Origin of the sequence: Undibacterium cyanobacteriorum (assembly GCF_031326225.1) — a bacterium.
GTDB classification, from domain to species: domain Bacteria; phylum Pseudomonadota; class Gammaproteobacteria; order Burkholderiales; family Burkholderiaceae_D; genus Undibacterium; species Undibacterium cyanobacteriorum.
The window spans coordinates 1075451-1098350 of record NZ_CP133720.1 but is presented as its reverse complement, the minus strand read 5'-3'; the positions used below and the strand labels follow the sequence as shown (position 1 = coordinate 1098350).

Sequence of the window (22900 nt, the reverse complement as noted above, 5' to 3'; positions counted from 1 at the left end):
CTTTACTGATCAAGCTGCGAGCGCTTGTTCTTGGTTCGCTTCGATGTGGCGATACAGGTCGCCCAAGTTTTTTAACTTACCCGTTGAGAACAGCTCGGGACCAATCGCAACTTTAAAGCGCTTCTGTATGAGCAATTGAATTTCCACATAATCCAAACTGTCCAAGGCCAATTCTTCGAAACTCAAAGACGGAACCAACTCAGATTCGTCGATATCTTTCAATTCGAGAATCGCGTCACATAAAAATTTCTCTACATTCATTTCCATTTCCTTTCACTCAATTTAATTGATCAAACTTCGCAACCAAGCCGATCTCAATCATCATGACGAGTCGGTCCGCGTGTACTACCGGTAATAAAACAGTTCCTGCTAATTGATGCTCACTCGCCACCATGGACGGCAAAGCCATGGCGTAACTAAAGCCACTCCAATCGATTTCATCTCGGTTCTGATTCGAGAAAAAACGTGTATCAAAACTTACTGTGTGACTTAACTGCACCACGACCTTATTGCGTTTCTTGGGGCCGTGTAGTTCGAACATCTTCACTTGTGCGATGTCCTCTAAAATTGACAACTTACTTTGCATGAAACTGGCAAACACGACTGCATCGAGTGCTATCCAAGTTTCTTGAATTGCGGGATATAGTTGGAAAAATTTTTCTGCTTCCGAGGCCAACAACTCAGTATGGAATTCAAAGTCATGGGAACGATAATCGCCATGCATACTTTCCACGCCCAGTAAGGAACCTCGAAAATGCTCCTCGCGCGTGTCTTGTGCGCACACTTTGAAATTGACTCCAGCGTCTAAGCCGCGTTGTTCGATATTGATGCGCCGCCCGTGCGGAATTGGCTGTCGAAACAGTGCACGAAACCGACTCCAATCACATCCCTTCACATTCAAATCACTGACGGAATGATCCGTGCGAAGTTTTTGCGAACGACTCACTTCTTGCTTCACCGGTAGTAGCGCCAACATGCCGTGCAAGATCAGCTCATCCATACCAGCCAAGCGTGCATCATCCAAACTAAAGTGAATAGGGTTGTAGTCGCCAGAAAACTCGGCCCATTGCTGCACGTCTGCCAAATCAAAACAGTAATCCATCTTTTCCTCCTATCGAGTACTAGATGCGTTTGATCAGCAATGCGCAATTCGCACCACCAAATCCAAAACTAAGATTGAGTACATGGTCCAGGGTTTTCAATTCACGATGATGATTAGGGGTGTAATTGAGGTCGCAGGCAGGATCATTTTCCTGCAGGTGTACCGTCGCAGGAATCACCCCCGTTTCGATCGCTTTCAAGCAAAAGATGGTTTCGATGGAACCGGCCGCGCCAATCAAGTGGCCGGTATAGGACTTGGTACTCGACATCGGAATTCCTGCAGCGGCGGCACCAAATGCTGCTTTTATCGAGTTAGTCTCATTCACATCATTGATCGGGGTCGATGTGCCGTGCAAATTGACGTAGCTGATTTGTTCTGGAGCGAGCTTTGCTTCTTCCATCGCTCGAGTGATCGCCATTTTGCGTGCTTGCAGATCCTCGGCGGGCGCTGTCATATCAAATGCATCGGAAAAATTGCCATAGCCAATAATTTCACCGAGGATGTTCGCTCCACGCGCTTTCGCATGTTCGTATTCCTCAAGACAAATAACTGCTGCCCCTTCCGCCAACACGAAACCACTACGTTTGGCACTAAACGGACAACACGCCAACTGCGGATCCTCTTGTTCTTTGCTAAGAGCTTGTATCACGTCGATCGACCAAACATTAAATTGTTCTTTCAAGGATTCGCTACCGCCGGCCAGCATGACTTTGGCGCGCCCCGATTTAATGACGTGATAGGCGTCGCCAATGGCGATAGTGCCAGTCGCACACGCAGCTACCGGTGTGTTTTGGTAGCCACGTATATTCCAATTCAAAGAGACTGCGGCGGTCGCCACGCTGTGCATGGACATCAAAGTCGCGAACGATGAAGACATCCCTGATTCACGATAATCATTGTTGTTGTAGTTGACGGAGTCCATGCCACCCCAGCCAGTGCCGATAATGGCACCGATGTCGAACGGCGATGCGACGTGTTGGTGCAGATGATCACTGTTACCAAAGGCCATATCGAGCGCTTCTTTACTTGCGACGAGTGCATTTTTGGCGAACTCGGGCAACATTTTGACAACCGCTTTTGGAAAGGCCGCATAGCGTTTGCGATCGTTTTCCATGAGACTAAAGAACTTCGCCTTAATGGAAGGATCGTCAAAACGATGTTTCTGATAGCCCACTCGATAAGACAGAATGCCGTCCCAAATTTCCTGTGCGGAATTTCCCATTGCGGATACCGCACCATAGCCCGTTACCACCACTCGTCGTTCTGTCATCGCACTTTCCCATCCAGTTGTTCATTGCGCTCTCTTAATCTGCTGTCTTCGAAACAAGAATTTCAAAATTAAGAAAAAAATGTAGGGCGCAGTTTCACACGAGGTAAAAAAGGCAACAATAACCCGAATGGGTTATTTTTATGACAATATAATTTCAAGCAAATGTGAAACAATGCGCGGCATAAAACGGGAATGCTTGAAAGCTTTGATATCTCAAGGATATCGACCGTTTGAGCGCAGCGAGAGAGCGGAACAACAACTTTGAAGGAAGATGAAGAATGTCCCTAGGCTATCAAGATTTTTTCCTATTCGGTGCATGTTGCTGCGCACTGGCAAGCCTTCTCCACCTTGGATGTATCGTCTTTGGCGAACCATGGTATCGCTTCTTTGGTGCTGGCGATAAGATGATTCAATTGGTCAATCAAGGTTCAAGCTACCCACACCGACTCACGTTTTTCATCAGCGTGGTATTGATGGTATGGGCCTTATATGGTTGGTCTGGTGCGGGCTTCATCCGAGAACTACCTTTCCGCGATCTTGTGCTGTGCCTCATCAGTGGCGTACTGATCCTTCGGGGACTGATGGCAAAACCTTTGTCCCAAAAAATAAGCGGCAACTCGATCATATTTTGGTGGGTGAGTTCCCTTATTTGTTTAATGATGGGATTGAGCTTCCTCGCCGGTTTAATGCTGCGCTAAATAAACCTGAATCAACTCCTCCCACCATTTTTTCCAAATAACGTGTAAATGACACGTAAAACGCCACACTTAAATTCCACACGGAAATAGTTTCTTAATCTTCCTGATGATCTGATTGCAGATCATCGAAAACTTTGCCAAACTCGCATGAGCATTCAGTTACAGCGCGATCCACTTTTTCGCGCAGCAAGCCGGGCGCCTCCGAACGCGAACACGAACGCGAACATTTATTGCCTGTAAAAATTTAACTGGCACGCGACTTGCTATCCCTAGACTTATAAAAAAATCCAGCCCCTATGATCTTATATGGGCTTTTGCGCGGGCTGAAAAGAATCTGGTCAGCCCGAAGGATTCAGGGGAACTTGTGTTATGCCAGGACTGTGTTTGAGAGAGCTTAATTTTAAGACGTTGACTGCGAGTCTGGTGACGACGCTCGCTAAGGCATGCACTGTCGCGTTCCATTATTCCTCCCAAAGTCTCGATCTGTCGTGCCGAACACAGGTGATCCAAGCGTTCCGGTTCGGACTCGCGCTGCTGTGCCTATCATCGACAATCCCAGCCTACGCTGAAATTTACCGCTGCACTAGCAACGAGGGCAAGCCCGTTAGCTCCGATCGCATACCGAATGAATGCAAAGGTAAAGTAATTCGCATTTTCTCTAACCAAGGTAGCTTCAAATCCGAAATCACACCGCCGTTAAGTGCTGCAGAAAAACAAAAGAAGGCACAGGAAATCGAGTCGCAACAACAGCAAAAAATGGTGGAAGATGAGTTGCAACGTGAAGAGCGGTTTCTGACTGCGCATTTCCGTAGCGAATCGGATATCACGCAAGCGCAAAAGAAAGCGCTCGAAATCATTGAAGCGAAGAAGAAAATGGTGCTGGAACAATTGGATCTGCTTGCCAATATGGTCAATGACCTTAGCAAGGAAATTAGCAGCGCCAAACAAGCCGACAAAAACTCGAAATCGTTCCAACAACTGTATCAATCCCGCCTAGACGAATTGGCCCGTTCGATCAAAAAGAGCCAGGACCAACTCGCCACCTATGAAGCCGAAATAGACCGCATCAATCGTGAATTCAATCAGACGTTGCAACGTTACCGTGTTGTTGTCGCCAGTCGTCGTCGCTAGTCGTGGACGCTGTCGAAAGTTTTGGCGAAGCTCAACCGCCTCACCAATTCGCTGTACACACTACAAAAACTAACTCATCAAGCTTGCAAAAAATACTGAGACGCGCTGATCAAAGACGGCTCATGCTGCATGATGTCACCAGGTCGATTCCCGTATCCCAACAAACTACCTTGCCATTTCATCTGCATATAGCCTGCCGTCAACTCGAGACTGCTCACTAGTGTTGAAGCATAAGATGTATCCTCGTCGCTTAAAACCGTGATATTCCACAGTCGTTTGCCTGACATTTTCTCGCGAAATTGCAGATCTGCCACTCGCATCCAGCCAGACCAATGATCTAAGTACCGCTTGGCCAAGGTTGGCAAGCTATACCAATACAAAGGCGTGACTAGTACCACATCAGTGGCGTTCAAGGTGGCTTGTAGGAGCGCCAAAGCATTCCCTGATGGCATCATATAGTGCCCGTTACCTTGATGGCGTTGATCAACGAATTCGGGTAAATCAAGCTCCTGCAAAGAGACCCAGGTTTGTTGTACGTTCGAGTCTAAGAAGCTGGCGGCGTAACGTGCCAACTGAGCCGTGTTTCCGTCACTGCGACTGCTACTCAAAACGAATAAAAAATGAATTTTCTTGGCACCCGGCGCTTCGTCCATATCGCTATTGCTAGCGGCTTCATTATTCATCTGATTGTTGAACTTACTACCGATATTATTCGAACTCATACTGCCTCCGTTTGAAAGTGAGCACAGTTTGGTTTAAAGCATCAATGCTGACAAATGATGTTTTTTGCGTTTCAGATTAGTTCTGCTAAACTGAAACGATGACAAGATCACGCTCATCACCTTCACTTAGAACTGCTCCGTTTGCTGCCCTACGCGCATTCGAAGCAGCCGCACGGTTCGGCAGTTTTAAGCTAGCAGCAGAAGAATTATCCGTTACACCCGCTGCGATAAGTCATCAGATCAGTGCGCTCGAAGACTACCTAGGTATCACACTTTTCACACGCTCGAATCGCCTCGTAGAGCTGACTCGTACCGGTCAAGAACTCGCGCGCGAAGTCAATGCCTCCTTCAAACGCCTGCAAAGCGCACTTGAGCGCGCCAGTGGTCAATCATCCGATAACAAAGTGTTGATCGTCAGTGCTGCGCCATCAATCGCAGCCAAATGGCTGGTACCACGCCTCAATCGCTTTCATGCGCATCATCCTGATATCGATCTCAGACTTTCCTCAGAAAATCAAACGCATGACTTAATCAATGACAAGCAGGTCGACATCGTGATTCGTTATGGACTAGGCGAGTACGAGCACGAAGAGCAATTGCATATTGAGCGACTATGGCAGCAAACCGCTTTATTCCCGGTATGCAGTCCGCATTTGGCATCGTCGAAAAAGCATCTAAAACTCAACTCCCTCATCGACTTACAACAGCACAGCTTACTACGATTGCCCCTTCCCCCAGATCGACAAACAGGAAAGATTGGCGAACGTTGGAATGCTTGGATTAAAGCTATCGCCGAAAGTGATCATCTCAGCACTCGGCAGCGGAACGCTCTACTTAAGCAAGCCGACAAAGGTCCTTATTACAGTCACGAACATCTCGCCATCGAGATGGCCAAGTCGGGACATGGCATTGCTCTAGCACTCGATGTATTGGTCATAGAAGATCTTCTCAATGGCCACTTAATCCGTCCCATCTCGCAATCTTGCCGCGACCCTTACGCCCATTTCTTAATTTATCGAATGAGTGATCAAAGAAAACAGAAAATCCGCGCATTTGCAGAATGGGTTCGTGCAGAGGCTGAGCTTTCGCGACAAACTTTGCAGCAATGTCGAAAGGTATAAGAGCCTAGATCCGTCGAAGAAACGCTAGAATCATCCATCCCTTTTCACTCGAACCCTAGATCAATACCCAGTACAATTCCTCCTGATTGAGGGACGCAGCTCAAACACTTTATCCTGCAGGTAAAAATAAATCTCGCCACTTCAAACAACAATGCAAATCGCCGACCTCAAAAGCCTAGGCCCCAAATCGCAGGAGATGCTGAACGCGGCGGGCATTCACTCGGTCGAGCAGATACACCAACTCGGCGCGGTGCAGGTCTATTTCCAAGTCAAGCGACAGCAACCCAACGCCAGCTTGAATCTCTTGTGGGCCTTAGAGTCGGCGATCACGGGGATGCCGTGGCAAGAAGTGTCGCGCCTGCATCGCACGAGTCTCTTATTGGCACTCAATGAGCTTGAGCAAATCGCGGCACGTACGCCCAAATAATCAGCAGCATCAAACGCTTTCGACTCCAGCGACAACGATCAACTAGTGTGGTTACACGTCAGATATGCGCTGGCAAGCTTGCTTTCTAATCGTTTTATTATTTATGCAAAATCGTGTCGACAGAAAAACTCTTGATTCTACATTTCTATAAATGTAGAATTATCGAAATTAAGATTCACAAAAGTGCCAAGCACCGTTTTATCGAAAGGTCCTATGGAAACCAAGTCGGCCTTGTCTGCGCTCGCAGCACTCGCCCAAGAATCACGTCTCGCCATCTTTCGTTTACTGGTCGCGACCGGTCCCGAAGGTTTGGCCGCGAGCAAAATTGCCGAAGAGTTAGGAATCCCGAGTTCTTCGCTCTCTTTCCATTTAAAAGAACTCAATTACGCGGAACTCATCGAAGCACGTCAAGAAGGTCGTTTCATCATTTATTCCGCCAACTTTTCGGCGATGAATGACTTGATCGGTTTTCTGACGGAGAGCTGCTGTGGTGGAAAATCATGTATGCCAAGCACTCAAAAACGCAGTCGCAAATCGACCAGCTAAAGCGGCCAACTAAAGCGGCAAATCTCGCATCAGATTCAAAAACTAAACTCTCAGAAATTAAAAATGAACTCAGTAACACTCTCCCGAAAACTCGTCGCCGAATTTCTTGGCACGGCTTTGCTGTTAGCCGTCGTGGTCGGTTCCGGCATCATGGCGCAAAACCTCTCGGCAGGAAACACGGCCATTGCCTTGTTAGCCAACACCATCGCCACCGGCGCCGGTTTGATTGCCTTGATTTTGATGTTTGGTCCACTCTCCGGCGCGCATTTTAATCCCGCGGTTAGCTTGATTGATGTCTTACAAAAGAATCTCACGCTGCCAGTATTTGCCCTTTACTTAGTGGTACAAATACTTGGCGCTTTTGCTGGCGTTGCTGCGGCACATTGGATGTTCGAACTTCCTAGTTTCTTTGCTTCGACCCACGTCCGCACTGGCATCGCACAATGGTGGAGCGAGGGGATTGCGACCTTTGGTTTAATCGCAGTGATCATCAGCACGTCGCGCAGTCGTCCCGGCGTGACACCGTTTGCTGTGGCGGCTTACATTACCGCTGCCTACTGGTTCACCTCCTCGACCTCATTCGCCAATCCAGCCGTCACCCTAGCCCGTGCTGCGAGCGACACCTTTGCCGGTATTCGTCCAGCTGATAGTTTAGGATTCATTGCAGCGCAGTGCAGCGGAGCGGTGCTGGCATATCTCGTATTTAACTGGCTTTATCCACTCCCCACCTCTCCTGCTCAAGAAAGTGCAGAATCATGAACGTACTCTTTTTATGTACCGGCAATTCCTGCCGCTCTATCCTTGGCGAAGCTTGCTTTAATCACCTCGCACCAGCCGATTGGCGTGCCATGAGTGCAGGTAGCAAGCCGACGGGACAAGTGCATCCGCGCTCCCTGGCTTTACTGCAACGCGAAGGAATCAGCACCGAGGGCTACCATAGCAAATCGTGGGATGATTTACCTGCCACACCCGATATTGTCATCACGGTGTGCGCGAGTGCGGCTGGCGAAACTTGCCCAGCTTACCTTGGTCCCGTTTTGCGCACCCATTGGGGTGTCGAAGACCCAGCCCACGCAACTGGAAGCGACGAAGAAATCGACGCCGCTTTTATGCAGGCCTATCGCATCTTACGCGCAAGAATTGAAGCGTTTCTGGCACTGCCGCTGGATCAACTCAAAGACGACAAGCTTGCGCTTAAAGCGGCGATGGACCGCATCGCCCTCGTGATGGGATAAGGCCATGCACTTCTTACAGTCACCACCTCCCTATTTGTTTTTCACCGGCAAAGGTGGTGTCGGTAAGACTTCCATCGCATGCGCCAGCGCACTAAAGCTGGCCGAACAAGGAAGATCGGTGCTGCTCGTCAGCACTGATCCGGCATCGAATATCGCCCAAGTCTTTGAGCAAGACATTGGCGCGCAGATTACGCCACTCAAGGTACATCCTTCGCTATTTGGGCTCGAGATCGACCCGCATATTGCCACCGAACATTACCGCCAACGTATCATCACGCCGGTACGCGAGAGCTTAAGCCACGCCGAGCTTCAACAACTGACTGAACAACTGAGCGGTGCTTGTACGACAGAGATTGCCGCGTTTGATGAATTCACATCGCTACTGTGCAATCCAGAAATTCGCGCGCGCTTTGATCACATTATTTTTGATACGGCGCCGACTGGCCACACCATACGCTTGCTGCAACTCCCTGCAGCATGGTCAGACTTCATTACGGCAGATAAAGGCAGCGCGTCCTGTCTTGGCCCTTTAGCGGGCTTGGAAAAACAAGCACAACAGTATCAACACGTGGTGAACACCTTGTGTGATCCGCTACAAACACGCATGGTCTTAGTGGCGCGTCCGCAGAAAACCAGTTTACAAGAAGCCGCGCGGACTCACCACGAACTCGAAGCGCTAGGAATTGGACACCACTATCTCGTCGTCAATGCTTGCATGCCCAAGGCCGAGGCGGATAATGATGAACTCGCTGAAGCCATTTATTTGCGTGAACAAAAACAACTCGACAATATCAGTACATTGGCGATCTCGGACAATGTGCTCCAGGTACCGCTACAAGCGTTCAATATGGTCGGGCCAGAAAATCTGCGCGAGTTCTTTCGCAGCTGCGATGAAAATGCTGAAAAAGGCGTTTCTCCGCAACCACAAAGCGTACCGGAACTACATCACGCTCTAGGAAGAACTCCTCCCAATGAACTGCTTGCGCTGCATGATCTCGTGGATCAAATCGAAGCAGATCAACATGGTTTGATTATGACGATGGGCAAAGGTGGTGTCGGCAAAACCACCATCGCTGCCGCTATTGCAGTTGAACTTGCACGGCGTGGCCATCAGGTGCACTTGAGTAGTTCGGATCCTGCTGCGCATATCAGTGACACCATTGATGTGAACAATCCACAGATTGCCGAGCATTTGAGCATCAGTCGTATCGATCCACAAGTCGAAACCGAACGCTACCAAGCGCATGTTTTGGCAAGTAAATCGAAAAAGCTCACAGAAGAACAATTACAACTGGTCAAAGAAGATCTCGCTTCGCCGTGCACACAAGAGATTGCTGTATTTCATGCCTTCTCACGCATACTGCGTGAAGCAAACAAAAAATTTGTGGTGATGGACACGGCACCAACTGGTCACACCCTGCTATTGATGGATACGACTGGAGCCTATCATCGTGAAATCGAGAGACAAATGCAGCAACATGGCATGCGCTTCACCACACCATTGATGCAACTCCAAGATCGGAACCAAACCAAAGTGATCTTACTGAGTCTCGCCGAGACAACTCCCATCCTCGAGGCACTTTCACTCCAAAAGGATCTACAGCGCGCTGGCATTCAGCCTTGGGCTTGGGTTATCAATAATAGTTTGGCTTACAGTGTTACTCACTCGACTTTACTGAATCATCGAGCGCAACTTGAGCGTCAAGAAATCCAAGCACTGCTACAGCAACATCCACCGCGTTTGAGCTTTGTCGCCATGCAAAAACAAGATCCTGTTGGTGAACTTGGATTACAAAGATTATTGTGATTTGTTTGACCGACTACAAAATTTGGTCACTCATCGATTGCTAACTAGCGACACTAAATAAGCGAATCAACGCATCATTCAGAAAATTCCAAACCTTTTGGTAATAAGTGGAGACCACCCAAAATACAAATCAAGCGGTTTGTACAAATTCAACGACAACATCTTAATCAAGTCAGAATCGACCAAGAGTCACAAATTTCATGGAAGCTTTCGCACAATACCCTTTTTCAAAAATAAAAATTGGTATTTTGCGCACTTCGCTTCTTGGCTCCCTTTTCACATATTCGAAAAGTATATTGTAGATATTTATGCAGCAGTGCTTTGCCATTTAAGTCGATGGCGAAACTTCAGGCTTCCTTTGTAATAGCAAGGCCCGTGTAGTAGTTGGGAGACAGCGGGCATATCCATACTATTCAAATAAAGGAAAAATGATGAAGTTCACCTTAACATCGATGGCGTTCGCCGTCGCATTGATCACATGCGCTAGCGCCGACGCAAAAACTCAAGCCAGCACCAATCTCAAAGAAAGTCCTAACAATCCAACGGCCAACGCCGCTGCACTTACCAACGCCACGGCATCGCGTGAGCCCCAAGGTCTGCGCAATGCGGCCGAGCAAGGTTTGCGCACCGTCATTGCTGAGCTCACGCGCGACCTCAAGGCCGGCAATCTACCGAATGATTTCCCGATCGAGATCAACGATTTGTCTGAACTCAAAAGCGCTAAGCTGGGTATTGGATTTGAAATCCACACCATACAACCGCAAACACTATTGGCAGGCAATCGGCCTATGGAGCAAATGGTCAGCGGTACAGGTATTTGGAATTTCGTGATCACCATCAACAACCATCCTGTGGCTTTGTTAGAGATGGAAAAGTCCTACGGCAAATGGACGGTCAATGGCATCGGCGGCGCTAAGCTAGCGCAAGATGTCCAAAACGCCGCGCAAACGCATAGCGGAAAAGACGCGTTCCGCTTCGTTCGCATTTATCAAGCCACGGCAGATTTCATGGAAGTCAAAGATAGCAATAGCAAGGCGCGCTATGTACCACTGATCGCTGCACGTGAGACCTTGAAGATGGCACCGGCTCCGGCTACCAATGCCAGCAATCTGTCCGATGGCAGCGATTTGCTGCCAAGCCTGCAAAACACCGTACGCGCCAACATCGCACGTTTGCCACGTTAAACCATGAATTGAGCGCTCAGATCGAGAGATGGCCAACTGAGCCAACTCCGGCGTCTTGGGCATCCACAACACCTCAATTCAAATCACTTTTTTGGAGTCTTTATGATCAAATATTTTCGCCCCGCCATCGCAGCGGCTTTCTTCACGCTTAGCACAGCCATTTGCGGCATAGCCAGTGCGCAAACTTATAACCTCAATGTTCCTTTGCGTGTACAAGAGCACAGCAACTGGTGCTGGGCTGGTTCAAGCCAGATGGTTTTAAACTTCTTTGGCAAAACTCCGAGCCAATGCGCCGAGGTCAACTACGCTCTCGGCATCAACTATGCCTGCGGCAACTCGACCTTCAATTGGAATAGCAATGCCAATCAACCCAACTACACCAGTGCAATCACGAGCATCTTGAATGCTTGGGGCGTCAGCGCCTCCACCGTTGGCGTGCTCTCGCAATCCAATTCCACGGCGCGCATTAATGCAAAACGTCCTTATGTACTCTTGTGGCAATGGAATGGTGGCGGTGGCCACTTCGTGGTCGTAAAGGGTTACAGCGGCAATTACTTGTACATCAATGATCCTTGGCCGGGGAATGGCGCCTATAGCCGCACCTATGCGAGCACCGTTAGCGCCTCAGATCGCTATTGGTATAACACTTCTGTTACCAACTAATGCGTTCTCAAAGAGCCTCAGCAGATCATTCTGAGTACTGAGGCTCCATCAAAAAAGACCCTCTTCAGCGAGTGCCGACGAGGGTCTTTTTTGCAAGCAAAGTCAAGAATTAGCTCAGCGATTTTTCTACCGCTTGCGCTTAAAATTCAGATCACAAAATACGTGATCTGCCGCGCCTCGCTGCAAATCATAGTGCGCTTGATGGCGATCTTTTTGCGATTGCTGCTCTTGCTCATCAAGGACTTCTTGCAAGCGCTGCTGCAACAACAATGTGGCTAAACGCTTGTTAGCGAGCTGACTGCGCTCCGATTGCACTTTCACACTGAGACCGGTCGACGGATGCGTCGCTCTGATCGCTGTGTCCGTTTTGTTCACATGTTGCCCACCAGGCCCACTGGCCCGACAACTTTCGTAGCGAATCTCTTCGTCGAATACAGTTGTCGTCACAGTTTGCAGACGAATACTGAAGAACCAATTCTTGCGTCGATGGCGAGGTCTAAAAGGGCTGCTACAAATCCACTGACAAGTCCCACACCAGTCCCTGAGAAATTGTGCGACCGCATCTTCTTGCTGGACTTGCTGTGCGCCGCAATCTTCCAACTCAAACAAGGCCGAACGTAGTAGTGGCGCACGCTCTGCCGCACAGCTTTCAATCAAACGTAAGCGAATGCCGCGCTTTCGTGCATCGAGCAAGATGGCATCGCAGGCTTTCAGCACAGCCAAACAACATTCATCGGGTCCTTGCGCCGCGCTGATCTGTAATAGGGATCGAGTCATACGCAACACGCTCCCGCCGTCTTATAACTCAAGACAGGCTTCAGTCGTGCAATGACGCGGATCAAGCCCGCGTCTTGCAAAGCCGCGATCACACTAGCGATCGATTTGTACGCCTCTGGAGCTTCTTCGAAGAGCAAATGTTTGTCCGCACAAATGACACGTGACCCCAACTTAGTGCGCTGTAACTGTTCTTGTGTATAACGTGGCGACAGCCTATCGTAGCATTCACTACGCTGCCATTTACGCCCCGCCCCATGCGCCAACGAAGCGAGACTCACATGTACAGCGCTATCGCCAATCGGCGCTTTCGCTTCCACCAGATAACTGTAGTCGCCGCGCGAACCAGGAATCACCACCGGTCCGCGATCCGCTGGTGCGGCGCCTTTGCGATGCAGATACAGAATTCCTTCAGGACGCTCAACCCGTTCCAGAAAATTGTGATGCACATCGAGCACCAGCCGTGCGCTAGCATTGAGTCTTTCAAGCAGGCGCTGCTCAATCAAAGCACGATTATGTAAGGCAAAACACAAGGCCAGATCATGCTGCTCGAAATAAGCCGTTTCCTCTATGCTATTCGCCTCTAGGCCATGATGTTGATACTGATCGATATGAGATCGCAGAACTTCACCACCAAAACCGCGTGAGCCACTATGCACGAGGATTAACAATCGTTTTGCATCAAGACCCAACTCTTGCGCTCGCACTGGGTCATCAATTGTATCAAGCTCTTGTACTTCAGCGAAGTGATTGCCACCGCCAATACTGCCCAAGGAGGTTTGGTGCCCCGTGACCTCCAATCCGCAAGCCTGCACGCGTTCACGCCACGCAGCAGACTCATCAATCAATGGGCCATCGATATTGCCTATGCGCTTAGCCAATTTATCTAATGAGAACTGACGACGATCGATATTCGTCATGCATAAACGCATACCACAACCGATGTCACCACCGATGAGCGCTGGATAAAATCGCCCTTGAGTTAAGAATGCAGCACCAATTGGATAACCGCGCCCTGGATGTAAATCAGGCAAACCAACGGCTCTTAGCATGCCTGGCAATTCAGCCGTTTTATGTAACTGTTGGATCGCGCCTCCCTCGATCCATGTTTTGTTAGAGGCGATGACAGACACCTTGTCTATCAAGGATGTTTTAATAATGGGATTGCCCATGAGTTTCAACCTGTGAGAATGTACAGGTCGCCGTCAAGGCGTCATCAAGGCACACTTCCGCTACGAACTTGCGATGCAAGATCGAGTCGTACTCGCGCTTTAGTTTTGGCGCGTGTAATGACTTGAGTAATAGCTTGAGTAATAGCCTGAGTAATAGCTTGAGTGTAAGCGATGCTTAAAGCTTTAGTTTAGAGATGAGAACTAACAATTAAGCCTGACGTGACCCGTGAAAAATAAAAAATTCGGGATGGCAGAGTTGAGTTGGGGACATGATGTTTCTCCTTATTTTTATTGTTGTTATTGTTGTTGGTGGCACCGTTTCCTTGCATTCGGGTGCTTCGCTTTTCTCTTCCGATGAGGAGTTGAAATCTCATCTGAACTAATGTGAGTCAAAGCTTTTGTGGTGCACGATTGTAACGACAAATGCTCGTCATTAGCAAGCAAGCCTTCAAAGTGCAAGGCCCACTGGTGCGCACGTAAGTTGCGATGGTTACCAACTGGTCAAATTCACTTCACGGGCACCGTAGCGGAAGGCACAGCGGGAGGCACGAAGTTTTTAACACAGGTTTGCCAGTTACTTTTACTGGTACAGGCCTGCATACTCTGCTCCCAGGCGTCGTCCACAGCCTTCACGCATGAATCGCGCAAAGTTCTACCGCAGGACTCTTGTTTCGCGCGAAAACGCATGTTGATGTAGCGATCTCTCGCATACATTTCACGCCATTTCTCGACCTCCTCGACTGTATAAACTTGAGGCTTAGTAGATATGGCATGCCGTTGCCAATGCTTTCCGAAATCAGTCGATTCAAAGTAGAGAAATTGCTGGTAATCAAGCGGATTCGTCAATTCCAAGCGCACTAATTTGCCATCAAAATCGACACGAGCCTGATGATAACCAAAGCTTTCTATAGCAGCGCGTTGTTCAGAGATTTCAGCTTCGCTATTCCACGCATTTCGCGCTGATGGAAATATGTTGTCACTAAAATGGCGACCACCATCTTCGCTCACTACCAACACATTGCCGCCACGCTGACCTTCACTATCCATCCGCCGATAAACGCTGGTACGAGAAAGATAGAAAATTCGCTGATCATGCATGACAAGCGCGTTGCATTTTGGCTCTTCATCACGAAAGAACATTTCATGCTGTGGACCCAATTTTCCACCCTTTTGATCTCGAATCGTGAATCCAAATGCATATGCAAAAGAGTCCCTAACGCGGCCACTATGATGTTTTTCATATTTTCCGAGACCTATCTTCTCATAGGCGATGAGGCGACCGGAGAACTCGACCTGAACTTGAGGTGAAAGCCAACAGGTCTTTCGTTCACTCGCATGCACTGGGGTAACTGCGATGATTGAGACAATCATTGAAAGACTTAATATCGCGCGTCGTATCAAGTCAGTCAATTTTAAATGCATCAAGGCGCTGATTCGTGGATTCATGGACGATTTTCCTAGAACTGATCGAAGCGCCTAGTGCTCAGACACTTTCGAGATGCCCCATTTTACAGTTGATTCTGTAACTGCTGACTCAAATCAGTAATACTTCGTTTCGCTTTGTCTATTTGAGCTTTCCCATCGTTGCTCAGGGTACCGAGAGGCAAGGTCTTCAGCAAATCGACCGAACGCACATACCAATCAGCCCAGGTAGCCAGAATATGTTTCTCTTTTGTGACATCAGCTCCGGCACGAGTGGCGGTCTGACTTAAGGAAAACTCAGTCTGTAGGCGTTGCTTGGCATTGAGGGATAACTCTTCGCCGACGATCAAGGCCGTGTTTTCGTCAGCACTGGACAATATCCATGCACTGGCCAAACCACAAATTCCCACATTGTGCATTTCATCTTTCGATACCTTATCAAGTCGGTCTAAATCGGTATGATAAAAAGTATCTGTGAAATGCCACATCAACAAGCCAGGGATCTTCGCTTGCAGGAAGGGCGTATGATCACTACCGCCTTCGAAGGGATTAGCATTCACGACCCAGCCCGTTTCCAGACCTTGTTGCACGCAACGATTGATCAAGTAGTCGGTAAAATAGTTTGGCACCATGTCTGATTCCTTCAGAACCGAGCCGCCCCATTCTGTATGCTTGTCATTACCGCGCGTCCAAATCGCGGAAGGGTCTGGCATCTTCTCGATCAGGAAACTGCCGCCGGTTTTGCTCACATCTTCGCCCACCATATCGAGGCTCAAACCCCACATGATGCCCTTAGCGCGTTGCGGGTCTTCGTTGATATACCGTTGTGTCGAGACAATTTCGTCACCCCATAAGAAGGTGATGGTACGATCCAGTACGTACTTCTTTTCTTTCACCAATTTCGCTGCAACACGGGCCATTTCCGCTAGAGTGCCAACCCCAGTAGCATTATCGTTAGCACCAGGCTCTTGAACATGTGCACTAAAAACAAATCGCTGCTCTGGCTGAGTGCGGCCGCGAATATTGGCAACCAAAGTCAACTCTTCTGCTTGGTATTGTTTGGTTGAGACATGTGCTTGCACCAGCACTGGAGCAGCACTATTTTGCAAAGCCGATTTCAGTCGTTCTTTTGCTTGATATGACAAAACTAAAGCCCAGATCGCTTTATCACCACCCACCTGTGGCACTGACTGAAATTGAATCGAGTCTTGGTATTTCTGCGGCTGGGTATAAGCAGGCATCGAGTAAGACATCACACCGACTGCGCCAGCACTAACAGCTTGTTTATAAACAGCCGCCGCTGCATTTTCGACAAACACTATCTTGCCGCGGAGGTCTTTGTCTTTCAGATCTGCTGAGCGCCCCTTACCCACATACACCACTTCCGCTTTCACACCAGCATCCGGGGTTGATGCAGAGTTAATCGCGATCATATTTCGATTGGTAGAGAAATTCAGCAAGCTCTGTTGCTGATCACCCGCGCCAATTAAATTCAAGCTTGCGGCGATAGGCTCCCACGTCGGCTTCGCCATCTTACGAGTCTCAATTCGATAGCTCAGCTCTGCTTCTTTCTCTGAATTTTGCTGCTTTTGAAAACCGGCCTCTTGCAGAATCTTTTCAACATGGCGAATGCTTTCGTTAAAGCCCGCGTTTCCTGCCAAGCGCCAACGTTGCTCGACAAACGCAACCGTGTTGTAGGCATTTGTGGCATTAAATTCCTGACGTAATTGTTCGTATAAAGGCTCGAAATGCGCTTGTGCGCTGGTCAAACTGGGCTTAGATATTTTCTGGGATGTTGGTTGATTTTTTGGCTCTGGCGCTGCTTGCGCCGCACTTACCAGCGGCAAGATGCTGATGAGCACTAAGGCGGCGCAGCCGAGATAATTACTCATTGTTGCTGACCTAGGAAAAATGAAAGGAGCACGGGGCGAATAATTGGACTTAGTACACATCAATTTTCCTCACGCTAAAAATGGCGGTTTTAACCAAAAGCAATCATGCACAGGCTTAGACCAATTTAGATGATGTCATAGTGACTTGGTTCCGTAAATCGACTTCAATATTCGAATTGACCAATAAAAAAGACTCTGTGACCGATCATAGCCACAGAGCCTTTTTATGAGTTATTGCCTCACCATGACTTATTGCGCTTTATTTCACGATGGTGTCACCTGCAAATCCAATCACGGTCGCATTGGCCCAGTTTGCGCAAACGGGTGCTTTGGCCTTGGCTTTCACGCCGGTGGTGCGCAAGCTCAATTTGCTAATGCCACGAATATCAAGCTCAGGCTTTACCACGGCAGGCGCTTCAATTAAGCCACTGTCAAACAGCAATTTGCCATCACCATAGACTTGGAATTGCAAGCCACCATTTTGGCGGCATGCATCATCGATACCGACGTCAGCCCGGAAAATTTGCCAGTTGCCTTGTAGACGATAAGTGATCTCACTGACATCGCTCACACCCAAGCCTTTGCGGAATTTCAAACCATTCATCTGCATCATAGTCTCGTGCTTTGTAGCATTGGCTACTTTACCGATCATCACCTTATCTTTGGCGACCACGGTGCCCTTCGCTGCGGCAAACGGGAAATCAGACAAGGCGGACTGCAATGCTGGCTTGTCAGGATTTTGCTGCTCCAATAAATGGAATTCAGAAATCGTCACTGGTGGCACGACAATTGGCGTGAATGCATTGTAAGCACGCGGCGCATTGCCAGCACTCGCATCATTCGACGTCAAGACCATAGGATCTTGGACGTTACCATCTTCGGCCTGATCATGTGAGCTCAAGATACGGAAGCGGAAGAGACGCCCAGCTTTGGCCGGGAACTCCACGCGCTGCTTGCCTTCTTGTTTTTTCAACTGCCCCACATAAATCGGTTGGCCCCACTCACCATTGGTATCGGCCATATAGACCTCAAAATCTTTGACTTGACCTGCATCCCAATGTTTATCGTTACGCGGTGCGATCTCGAAGCCTTTAATCAAACGACGCTCACCTAAAGCCAAAGTAAATTCATGAGGGCCGGTCTTTTGCGATTGATCGCGCAGGGTACGGAACCAAGTACCAGGCTTACCATCGAAAGCATTCTCCACGGGATGACCGGGCTCTTCCGCGGAGCGATTGAGCACGATCAGAGAGTCCGCCGGTACCACATCACCGGTCGCTGGCGCCGCTGGATAATCAGCCGTGCTCGCCAGACTTGCCGTGCTTGGAATATCCAGATCAACGGCCAGCGCTTGTCGCACATCGAGCTTCGCCGTCTTCACATACACCACGCCGTATTGATGGGCGGCGTCGTAATACCAGCCAGTATTCGCTTTTTCAAATTCTGCGCGACTCACTAACTCGGCTAAAGCCTGTTTCTGCAGTAAGACTTGTGACGGCTTGACGCGCGTATGCACTTGGAACACTTGTACACGTTGCGTTTCCATCCCTTGATATTGACCACGCACACCATCGAGCTTGATCTGAATCAGACCTGCTTTGTTTTCAGGTGCGAAAACACGAATCTGTTGGGTGGACTTTTCCCCTTGCTGATATTGGCGCGTTTCACCATCATCTTCGTATAAAGTGAAATTGCTTTCACCATGAGGATAGATATCCCAAGTCAGAACGTCCTTAGCGACTTGACCATCATACAAGGCGCTAGGATACATCGGCAAAATCGCACCGGCGCGCACCATCACCGGCAATTTGTCGAGGCTCACTTGATAATCGATCAGCTTACCTTGGGTGCCGGCTGTCACGACTCGACCATCCCAGTAATCGATCCATTGTCCTTGCGGTAAATACACACCCTTGCGCCAACCTTGACTGGCCGCTTGACTACGATACACCGGCGCCACCAAGAGGTCTTTACCGAGGAAGAATTGGTATTTGTAATTCTCGTCATTCGCATGAGGATCTTGTGGATGATCCCACATCAAACCGCGAACGATAGGCGCGCCGGTCATTTCAGTTTCTTGTGCCAAGGTGTACATATACGGCATCAGACGCATTTTGAGTTTGAGATAATCGCGGTTAATGCTGCGATACGGCTCGTCAAAGGCCCAAGGATGCTTGCGCACATTTTGCGACCATCCTGACATCCCCATCAATACTGGTGTAAAGGCTTTCCACTGCAAATCACGTGTGAAGGTTTCGGGGCTACCACCAAAGATCCCATCAACGTCACCGGTTGCATAGGCTTGGCCCGACAACCCAGAACCAATCAGTGTCGGAATATGCCAACGAATGTAATCCCAGCTACCGCTTTGATCACCAGTCCATGTCACTGCATAACGCTGCATGCCAGCCCAGCCCATCACTGTCCAAATGAAGGGACGCGAATTCGAATTATCAAGTATGCCTTGCGCCGCCGCTTGGTTCGCATCGAGCGCGAATTGATAGCCTTGGCCAGTCCAAGCCACATCGAGTTTCTGAGCGCGTGTGCCCGCTGTGCCGACTTCCCATTTGATCTTATCGACTCCGTTTTCGGTCCACAAACCGGTACGGAAACCGTATTGTTTCAGCCCTTTCACGACCGCTTCAAGATCGGTGTAACCGCAGCCATAGCCATCATTTGGTAAGATCCAACCACCTGGCATATCGTGCTCACGATATTTCGCTGCGACTGAGAGAATCACATCCGGTGTTTTACCAGTCGGACCATCACTCCAAGCTTTGGGAAAGGTGCCCGGCTTCTTCACATTGTCGCCATCGTTGTAGCAATCGGCATCGCCATATTCATAGGCCCAGCGCGGCAGCATCCGTGCGCGGCCAGTTAAGGTCGTGTAGCCATTCAAGACATCTTTGATGCTATCGCCGACAAAGTAATAGGCATCAAATCGCTTCTCATTATGACTACTCGTGATGAAATCATTAGAACGAAAATCGTAACTACCATTGCTCCAAGTGTTACGTAGCACGCCATAGCCTTTACTGCTCATATAAAACGGCGCTGGACTTGGTCTATCGTTTTCTTCCCAGCCACCCGAATAAGAAACCTCTAATGTTTTTCCTTTGAAAGCGTAATTACCATTCTGTTGACCACCGCCGAAGAACGCCTCATCAGCGCTACTCGACAGCGTTTGAAAGCTACGCTTTTCACCAATATCTAAGGCCTGCAATTCCTGCCACAGCATCGTACGATTATCAGCGCGATATAAAGCCAAACGCAGTGGTTGACGATAAATCCGCAAAGCCATGTCTTTGGTCTTCACCAACAAATAATCGCTTTGCTCCTGCACCGTAAAGTCCACTTTGCCGAAGTCTTGTTTCAAAACGATAGGCGCGGCCTTATCACCCGCATCGACTAACTTTGCATCGCTACCAGCCCAGACGCGGAACAAATCGGAACGCAAGATGGAGATCTGTATCAAATTGCCTTTGTCAGTCGTAATACTCAGCTGAGATTGGCCATTCACATTCTCAATTTTGCGTACATTACCGACACTAGCCGCCTGCACTTCATGGCTCGGGATTGCAGTTGAAAACGCTGCTGCTAACATTAAGCTGAGACACTTCGCAGGGAACTGGCCTTGATTGGGACTGTGTTTTTGATTCACTTTTGATTTACTTGCTTTGGTGCTGGCAAACACCTGCAGTGCATTTTGAAAGAAGGACATAAACCACCTAGGGTAGGATAAAAATGAAAGAGGGATCCAAGGAGAAAAATCTCAGAGCGAACACGCAAAAAAGGAACGTGGCGCTCACCGAGTTGACCGTACTGTATCCACATTTAATTGCAGCGAACAGCGAGAACTTTTTGATCGTGCTTTAAAAAAATTAGGGGGCGATCGCTTTCAAAGTTTTTTCTTGATGTCCTTGCAAACGGTGCAATTGTTGTCGCACGACTCTTTGCGCATGATCCAACTGACTTCGTCCTAGCACCATCATCTTGCGCGATAAATGAGAGCAACGTAAAGCTTGGCTGACGCACTTCTGCGCATCACCAACAAAAATCACTTCATCAAATTTGATAGGGTTCAAACTCGCTCCGTGAAGTGAATCATGCTGTGGGTCGGCAGCACTGTGATGCGTGGCGAAAGCAATCACATCGACTTCGAAACGATAGCGTTGTCCACGCAAGTGCACACGGCCCTGCTGAAAATCCACTGCTTCAATGCGATCACATAAGGCCGCGCTGCTGGTCCATGTTGGCGCTTGCTGTTGCTGCCGCTGTTGCTGCCCACCTTGATCAGTGTTATGTAATTGCAGCATCAACATCGAACGATCTAACTCAGTGCTTAGACGTGTAGCACCGGTGATACCGCAACGCGCCGTCACCAAAAGTAATTCACGGCGAATTAAAGGCAGGTCAGCAGAGTTGTGAAAGATACGATTGAGCGACAACATGGCAATCAAAGAATTATTGGAGGAACAGGTCGATTCAATATCAGCGTGTGCGTGCTTCACTTACCAACCATTGATGGAAAGCTTGGAAGGCTGCGTTCTCTTTCATATCTGCCGCATAGATCAAGTAGTAATCGAGACGCAAAGGTGTTTGCACATCGAACGGGCGCACCAAACGTCCCGCCGCGATGTCGTACTCAACTAACAACGCTTGACCCAAGGCCACACCTTGTCCATCAATCGCTGCCTGCAGCGCCATTAAAGCCAGAGTAAACAAAGGACCTTTGCGCACTTCTTTATCATTCACGCCCAAGGTCGAAAACCACGACTGCCAACTTGGATAGTCAGGATCATTCATGGCACTGACTTCATGCAGTAAAGTTTGCTTACTGAGATCCGCTGGGGTTTGTAAAGTCTTCGCGATGGCTGGACTACACACTGGAAATACTTCCGTCACGATGAAAGGCTCGATACGAAAATCGGCAAATTGCGTACGCCGAAAATCAATGGAGATATCGCAATCGCGATAACTACGATCAACTTCAGAGACGATCTCGACGCGTACTTGCGGATGACGATTCAAGAAACGGTATAAACGCGGAACCAACCATTTTGAGCCGAATGAAGGTGGCACACCGACACGTAATAAAACATTATTATCATTCAGCAAAGCATCGGTGGCTTGCTGAAATATTTTGAAGCCTTCGCGAATGCGCGGTAAGTAGCGCTCCCCTGCTTCGGTGAGTTTCAACACATTATTACTGCGTTGAAAAAGATCGAGTCCCAAGAAGTCTTCGAGCAATTTAATTTGATGGCTCACCGCGGCGTTCGTCACATGCAATTCTTCTGCCGCGCGCGTGAAATTGAGTCGGCGCGCAGCGACTTCAAAAACTTTCAATGCGTTTAACGGTGGCAGACGTTTTGACATGGTAGCCTCATTAGAAAACGATACCATATCAGAACTTCATTAAGAAAAATTTGATGAAGTCTTGAAATATTATTGCGGTCTGATGAGACACTTATTTTGAAGAAAGAATGCTACTATTTTACCCATTGTTTTTGGGAAACTTGCTTTTCATTAAAATCAGAAACTCAGCTCAAAGCGAGATTTGGCGCGGGTCTTGTTCGAGATTGCCCGCTGCACTCAATGAGGAAAACTTCTGCCATTAAGTATTTCTTAATGACATCTCAAATATTCCTCGCTTGCGACACTCAAACCAGCCCGTTAAGCTGCGAGCATCTGATCAAGGCAGGTCTTCTCAAGCGATGACTATTGAGCTTGATAC

General features: G+C 48.7%; 21 protein-coding genes. 10 read left to right on the top strand and 11 right to left on the bottom strand.

Annotation, left to right across the window (positions count from 1 at the left end):
- Window positions 1-9: 9 nt before the first annotated feature.
- Genes RF679_RS04495 through RF679_RS04485 form a run of 3 tightly spaced genes read right to left on the bottom strand, consistent with a single transcriptional unit; the run spans window position 10 to window position 2372 of the window.
- On the bottom strand, window positions 10-261 hold the full coding sequence (locus RF679_RS04495; protein WP_309483024.1) for an acyl carrier protein: 252 nt from the start codon (window positions 259-261) through the stop codon (window positions 10-12).
- Between the two features lie 16 nt (window positions 262-277).
- Window positions 278-1102 carry a MaoC/PaaZ C-terminal domain-containing protein gene (locus tag RF679_RS04490; RefSeq protein ID WP_309483023.1) on the bottom strand — a complete coding sequence of 275 codons (825 nt, stop codon included), beginning with the start codon at window positions 1100-1102 and terminating at the stop codon, window positions 278-280.
- Between the two features lie 19 nt (window positions 1103-1121).
- The gene (locus RF679_RS04485; protein ID WP_309483022.1) at window positions 1122-2372 is read right to left on the bottom strand and encodes a beta-ketoacyl-[acyl-carrier-protein] synthase family protein; all 1251 of its coding nucleotides are present in this window, start codon (window positions 2370-2372) and stop codon (window positions 1122-1124) included.
- A gap of 278 nt (window positions 2373-2650) precedes the next feature.
- On the opposite strand from RF679_RS04485, the gene RF679_RS04480 reads away from it, so the two are divergent.
- Both RF679_RS04480 and RF679_RS04475 read left to right on the top strand, forming a co-directional pair.
- Window positions 2651-3070 carry a TMEM199/VMA12 family protein gene (locus RF679_RS04480; RefSeq protein ID WP_309483021.1) on the top strand — a complete coding sequence of 140 codons (420 nt, stop codon included), beginning with the start codon at window positions 2651-2653 and terminating at the stop codon, window positions 3068-3070.
- 501 nt (window positions 3071-3571) lie between these two features.
- Entirely contained in the window at window positions 3572-4201 is a 630-nt protein-coding gene (locus tag RF679_RS04475) for a hypothetical protein (RefSeq protein WP_309483020.1), read from the top strand.
- A 77-nt stretch (window positions 4202-4278) separates the two neighbouring features.
- Here the strand turns inward: RF679_RS04475 and RF679_RS04470 are convergent, their stop codons facing one another.
- Complete coding sequence (locus RF679_RS04470) at window positions 4279-4923, bottom strand: flavodoxin family protein (RefSeq protein ID WP_309483019.1); 645 nt, start codon at window positions 4921-4923, stop codon at window positions 4279-4281.
- 98 nt (window positions 4924-5021) lie between these two features.
- Between RF679_RS04470 and RF679_RS04465 the strand changes: the two genes are divergently transcribed.
- From RF679_RS04465 to RF679_RS04430, 8 genes are all read left to right on the top strand, one after another.
- Window positions 5022-6044: a LysR substrate-binding domain-containing protein gene (locus RF679_RS04465; RefSeq protein WP_309483018.1), complete on the top strand. Its 1023-nt coding sequence runs from the start codon at window positions 5022-5024 to the stop codon at window positions 6042-6044.
- 151 nt (window positions 6045-6195) lie between these two features.
- Window positions 6196-6471: a TfoX/Sxy family protein gene (locus tag RF679_RS04460; RefSeq protein WP_309483017.1), complete on the top strand. Its 276-nt coding sequence runs from the start codon at window positions 6196-6198 to the stop codon at window positions 6469-6471.
- 213 nt (window positions 6472-6684) lie between these two features.
- The gene (locus tag RF679_RS04455; protein WP_309483016.1) at window positions 6685-7017 is read left to right on the top strand and encodes an ArsR/SmtB family transcription factor; all 333 of its coding nucleotides are present in this window, start codon (window positions 6685-6687) and stop codon (window positions 7015-7017) included.
- A gap of 63 nt (window positions 7018-7080) precedes the next feature.
- Window positions 7081-7776 (top strand): MIP/aquaporin family protein, encoded by a 696-nt coding sequence (locus RF679_RS04450; RefSeq protein WP_309483015.1) that lies wholly within the window; start codon window positions 7081-7083, stop codon window positions 7774-7776.
- Window positions 7773-8252: an arsenate reductase ArsC gene (locus RF679_RS04445; RefSeq protein ID WP_309483014.1), complete on the top strand. Its 480-nt coding sequence runs from the start codon at window positions 7773-7775 to the stop codon at window positions 8250-8252. The genes RF679_RS04450 and RF679_RS04445 overlap by 4 nt, the downstream gene beginning before the upstream one ends.
- A gap of 4 nt (window positions 8253-8256) precedes the next feature.
- Window positions 8257-10059, top strand: coding sequence for an arsenical pump-driving ATPase (gene arsA / locus RF679_RS04440; protein WP_309483013.1), 1803 nt, complete (start codon window positions 8257-8259; stop codon window positions 10057-10059).
- A gap of 428 nt (window positions 10060-10487) precedes the next feature.
- Window positions 10488-11243 (top strand): hypothetical protein, encoded by a 756-nt coding sequence (locus RF679_RS04435; RefSeq protein ID WP_309483012.1) that lies wholly within the window; start codon window positions 10488-10490, stop codon window positions 11241-11243.
- Window positions 11244-11345: 102 nt separating this feature from the next.
- Window positions 11346-11906 (top strand): C39 family peptidase, encoded by a 561-nt coding sequence (locus RF679_RS04430; RefSeq protein ID WP_309483011.1) that lies wholly within the window; start codon window positions 11346-11348, stop codon window positions 11904-11906.
- Between the two features lie 126 nt (window positions 11907-12032).
- Here RF679_RS04430 and prfH read toward each other — a convergent pair whose 3' ends face one another.
- The 7 genes from prfH to gcvA all read right to left on the bottom strand — a co-directional run bounded on the left by prfH (window position 12033) and on the right by gcvA (window position 22542).
- On the bottom strand, window positions 12033-12683 hold the full coding sequence (gene prfH / locus RF679_RS04425) for a peptide chain release factor H (RefSeq protein ID WP_309483010.1): 651 nt from the start codon (window positions 12681-12683) through the stop codon (window positions 12033-12035).
- Window positions 12680-13852, bottom strand: coding sequence for an RNA ligase RtcB family protein (locus RF679_RS04420; RefSeq protein ID WP_309483009.1), 1173 nt, complete (start codon window positions 13850-13852; stop codon window positions 12680-12682). Before RF679_RS04420 ends, prfH begins: the two co-directional genes overlap by 4 nt.
- 507 nt (window positions 13853-14359) lie before the next feature.
- Window positions 14360-15223, bottom strand: coding sequence for a hypothetical protein (locus RF679_RS04415; protein WP_309483008.1), 864 nt, complete (start codon window positions 15221-15223; stop codon window positions 14360-14362).
- Window positions 15224-15360: 137 nt separating this feature from the next.
- On the bottom strand, window positions 15361-17166 hold the full coding sequence (locus RF679_RS04410) for a M28 family peptidase (protein WP_309483007.1): 1806 nt from the start codon (window positions 17164-17166) through the stop codon (window positions 15361-15363).
- 259 nt (window positions 17167-17425) lie between these two features.
- Window positions 17426-20887, bottom strand: coding sequence for a TIM-barrel domain-containing protein (locus RF679_RS04405; protein ID WP_309483006.1), 3462 nt, complete (start codon window positions 20885-20887; stop codon window positions 17426-17428).
- A gap of 160 nt (window positions 20888-21047) precedes the next feature.
- Window positions 21048-21677 (bottom strand): hypothetical protein, encoded by a 630-nt coding sequence (locus RF679_RS04400; RefSeq protein ID WP_309483005.1) that lies wholly within the window; start codon window positions 21675-21677, stop codon window positions 21048-21050.
- A complete protein-coding gene (gene gcvA / locus RF679_RS04395) occupies window positions 21658-22542 on the bottom strand; it encodes a transcriptional regulator GcvA (protein ID WP_309483004.1) in 885 nt (294 codons plus the stop codon). Before gcvA ends, RF679_RS04400 begins: the two co-directional genes overlap by 20 nt.
- Window positions 22543-22900: the final 358 nt, after the last annotated feature.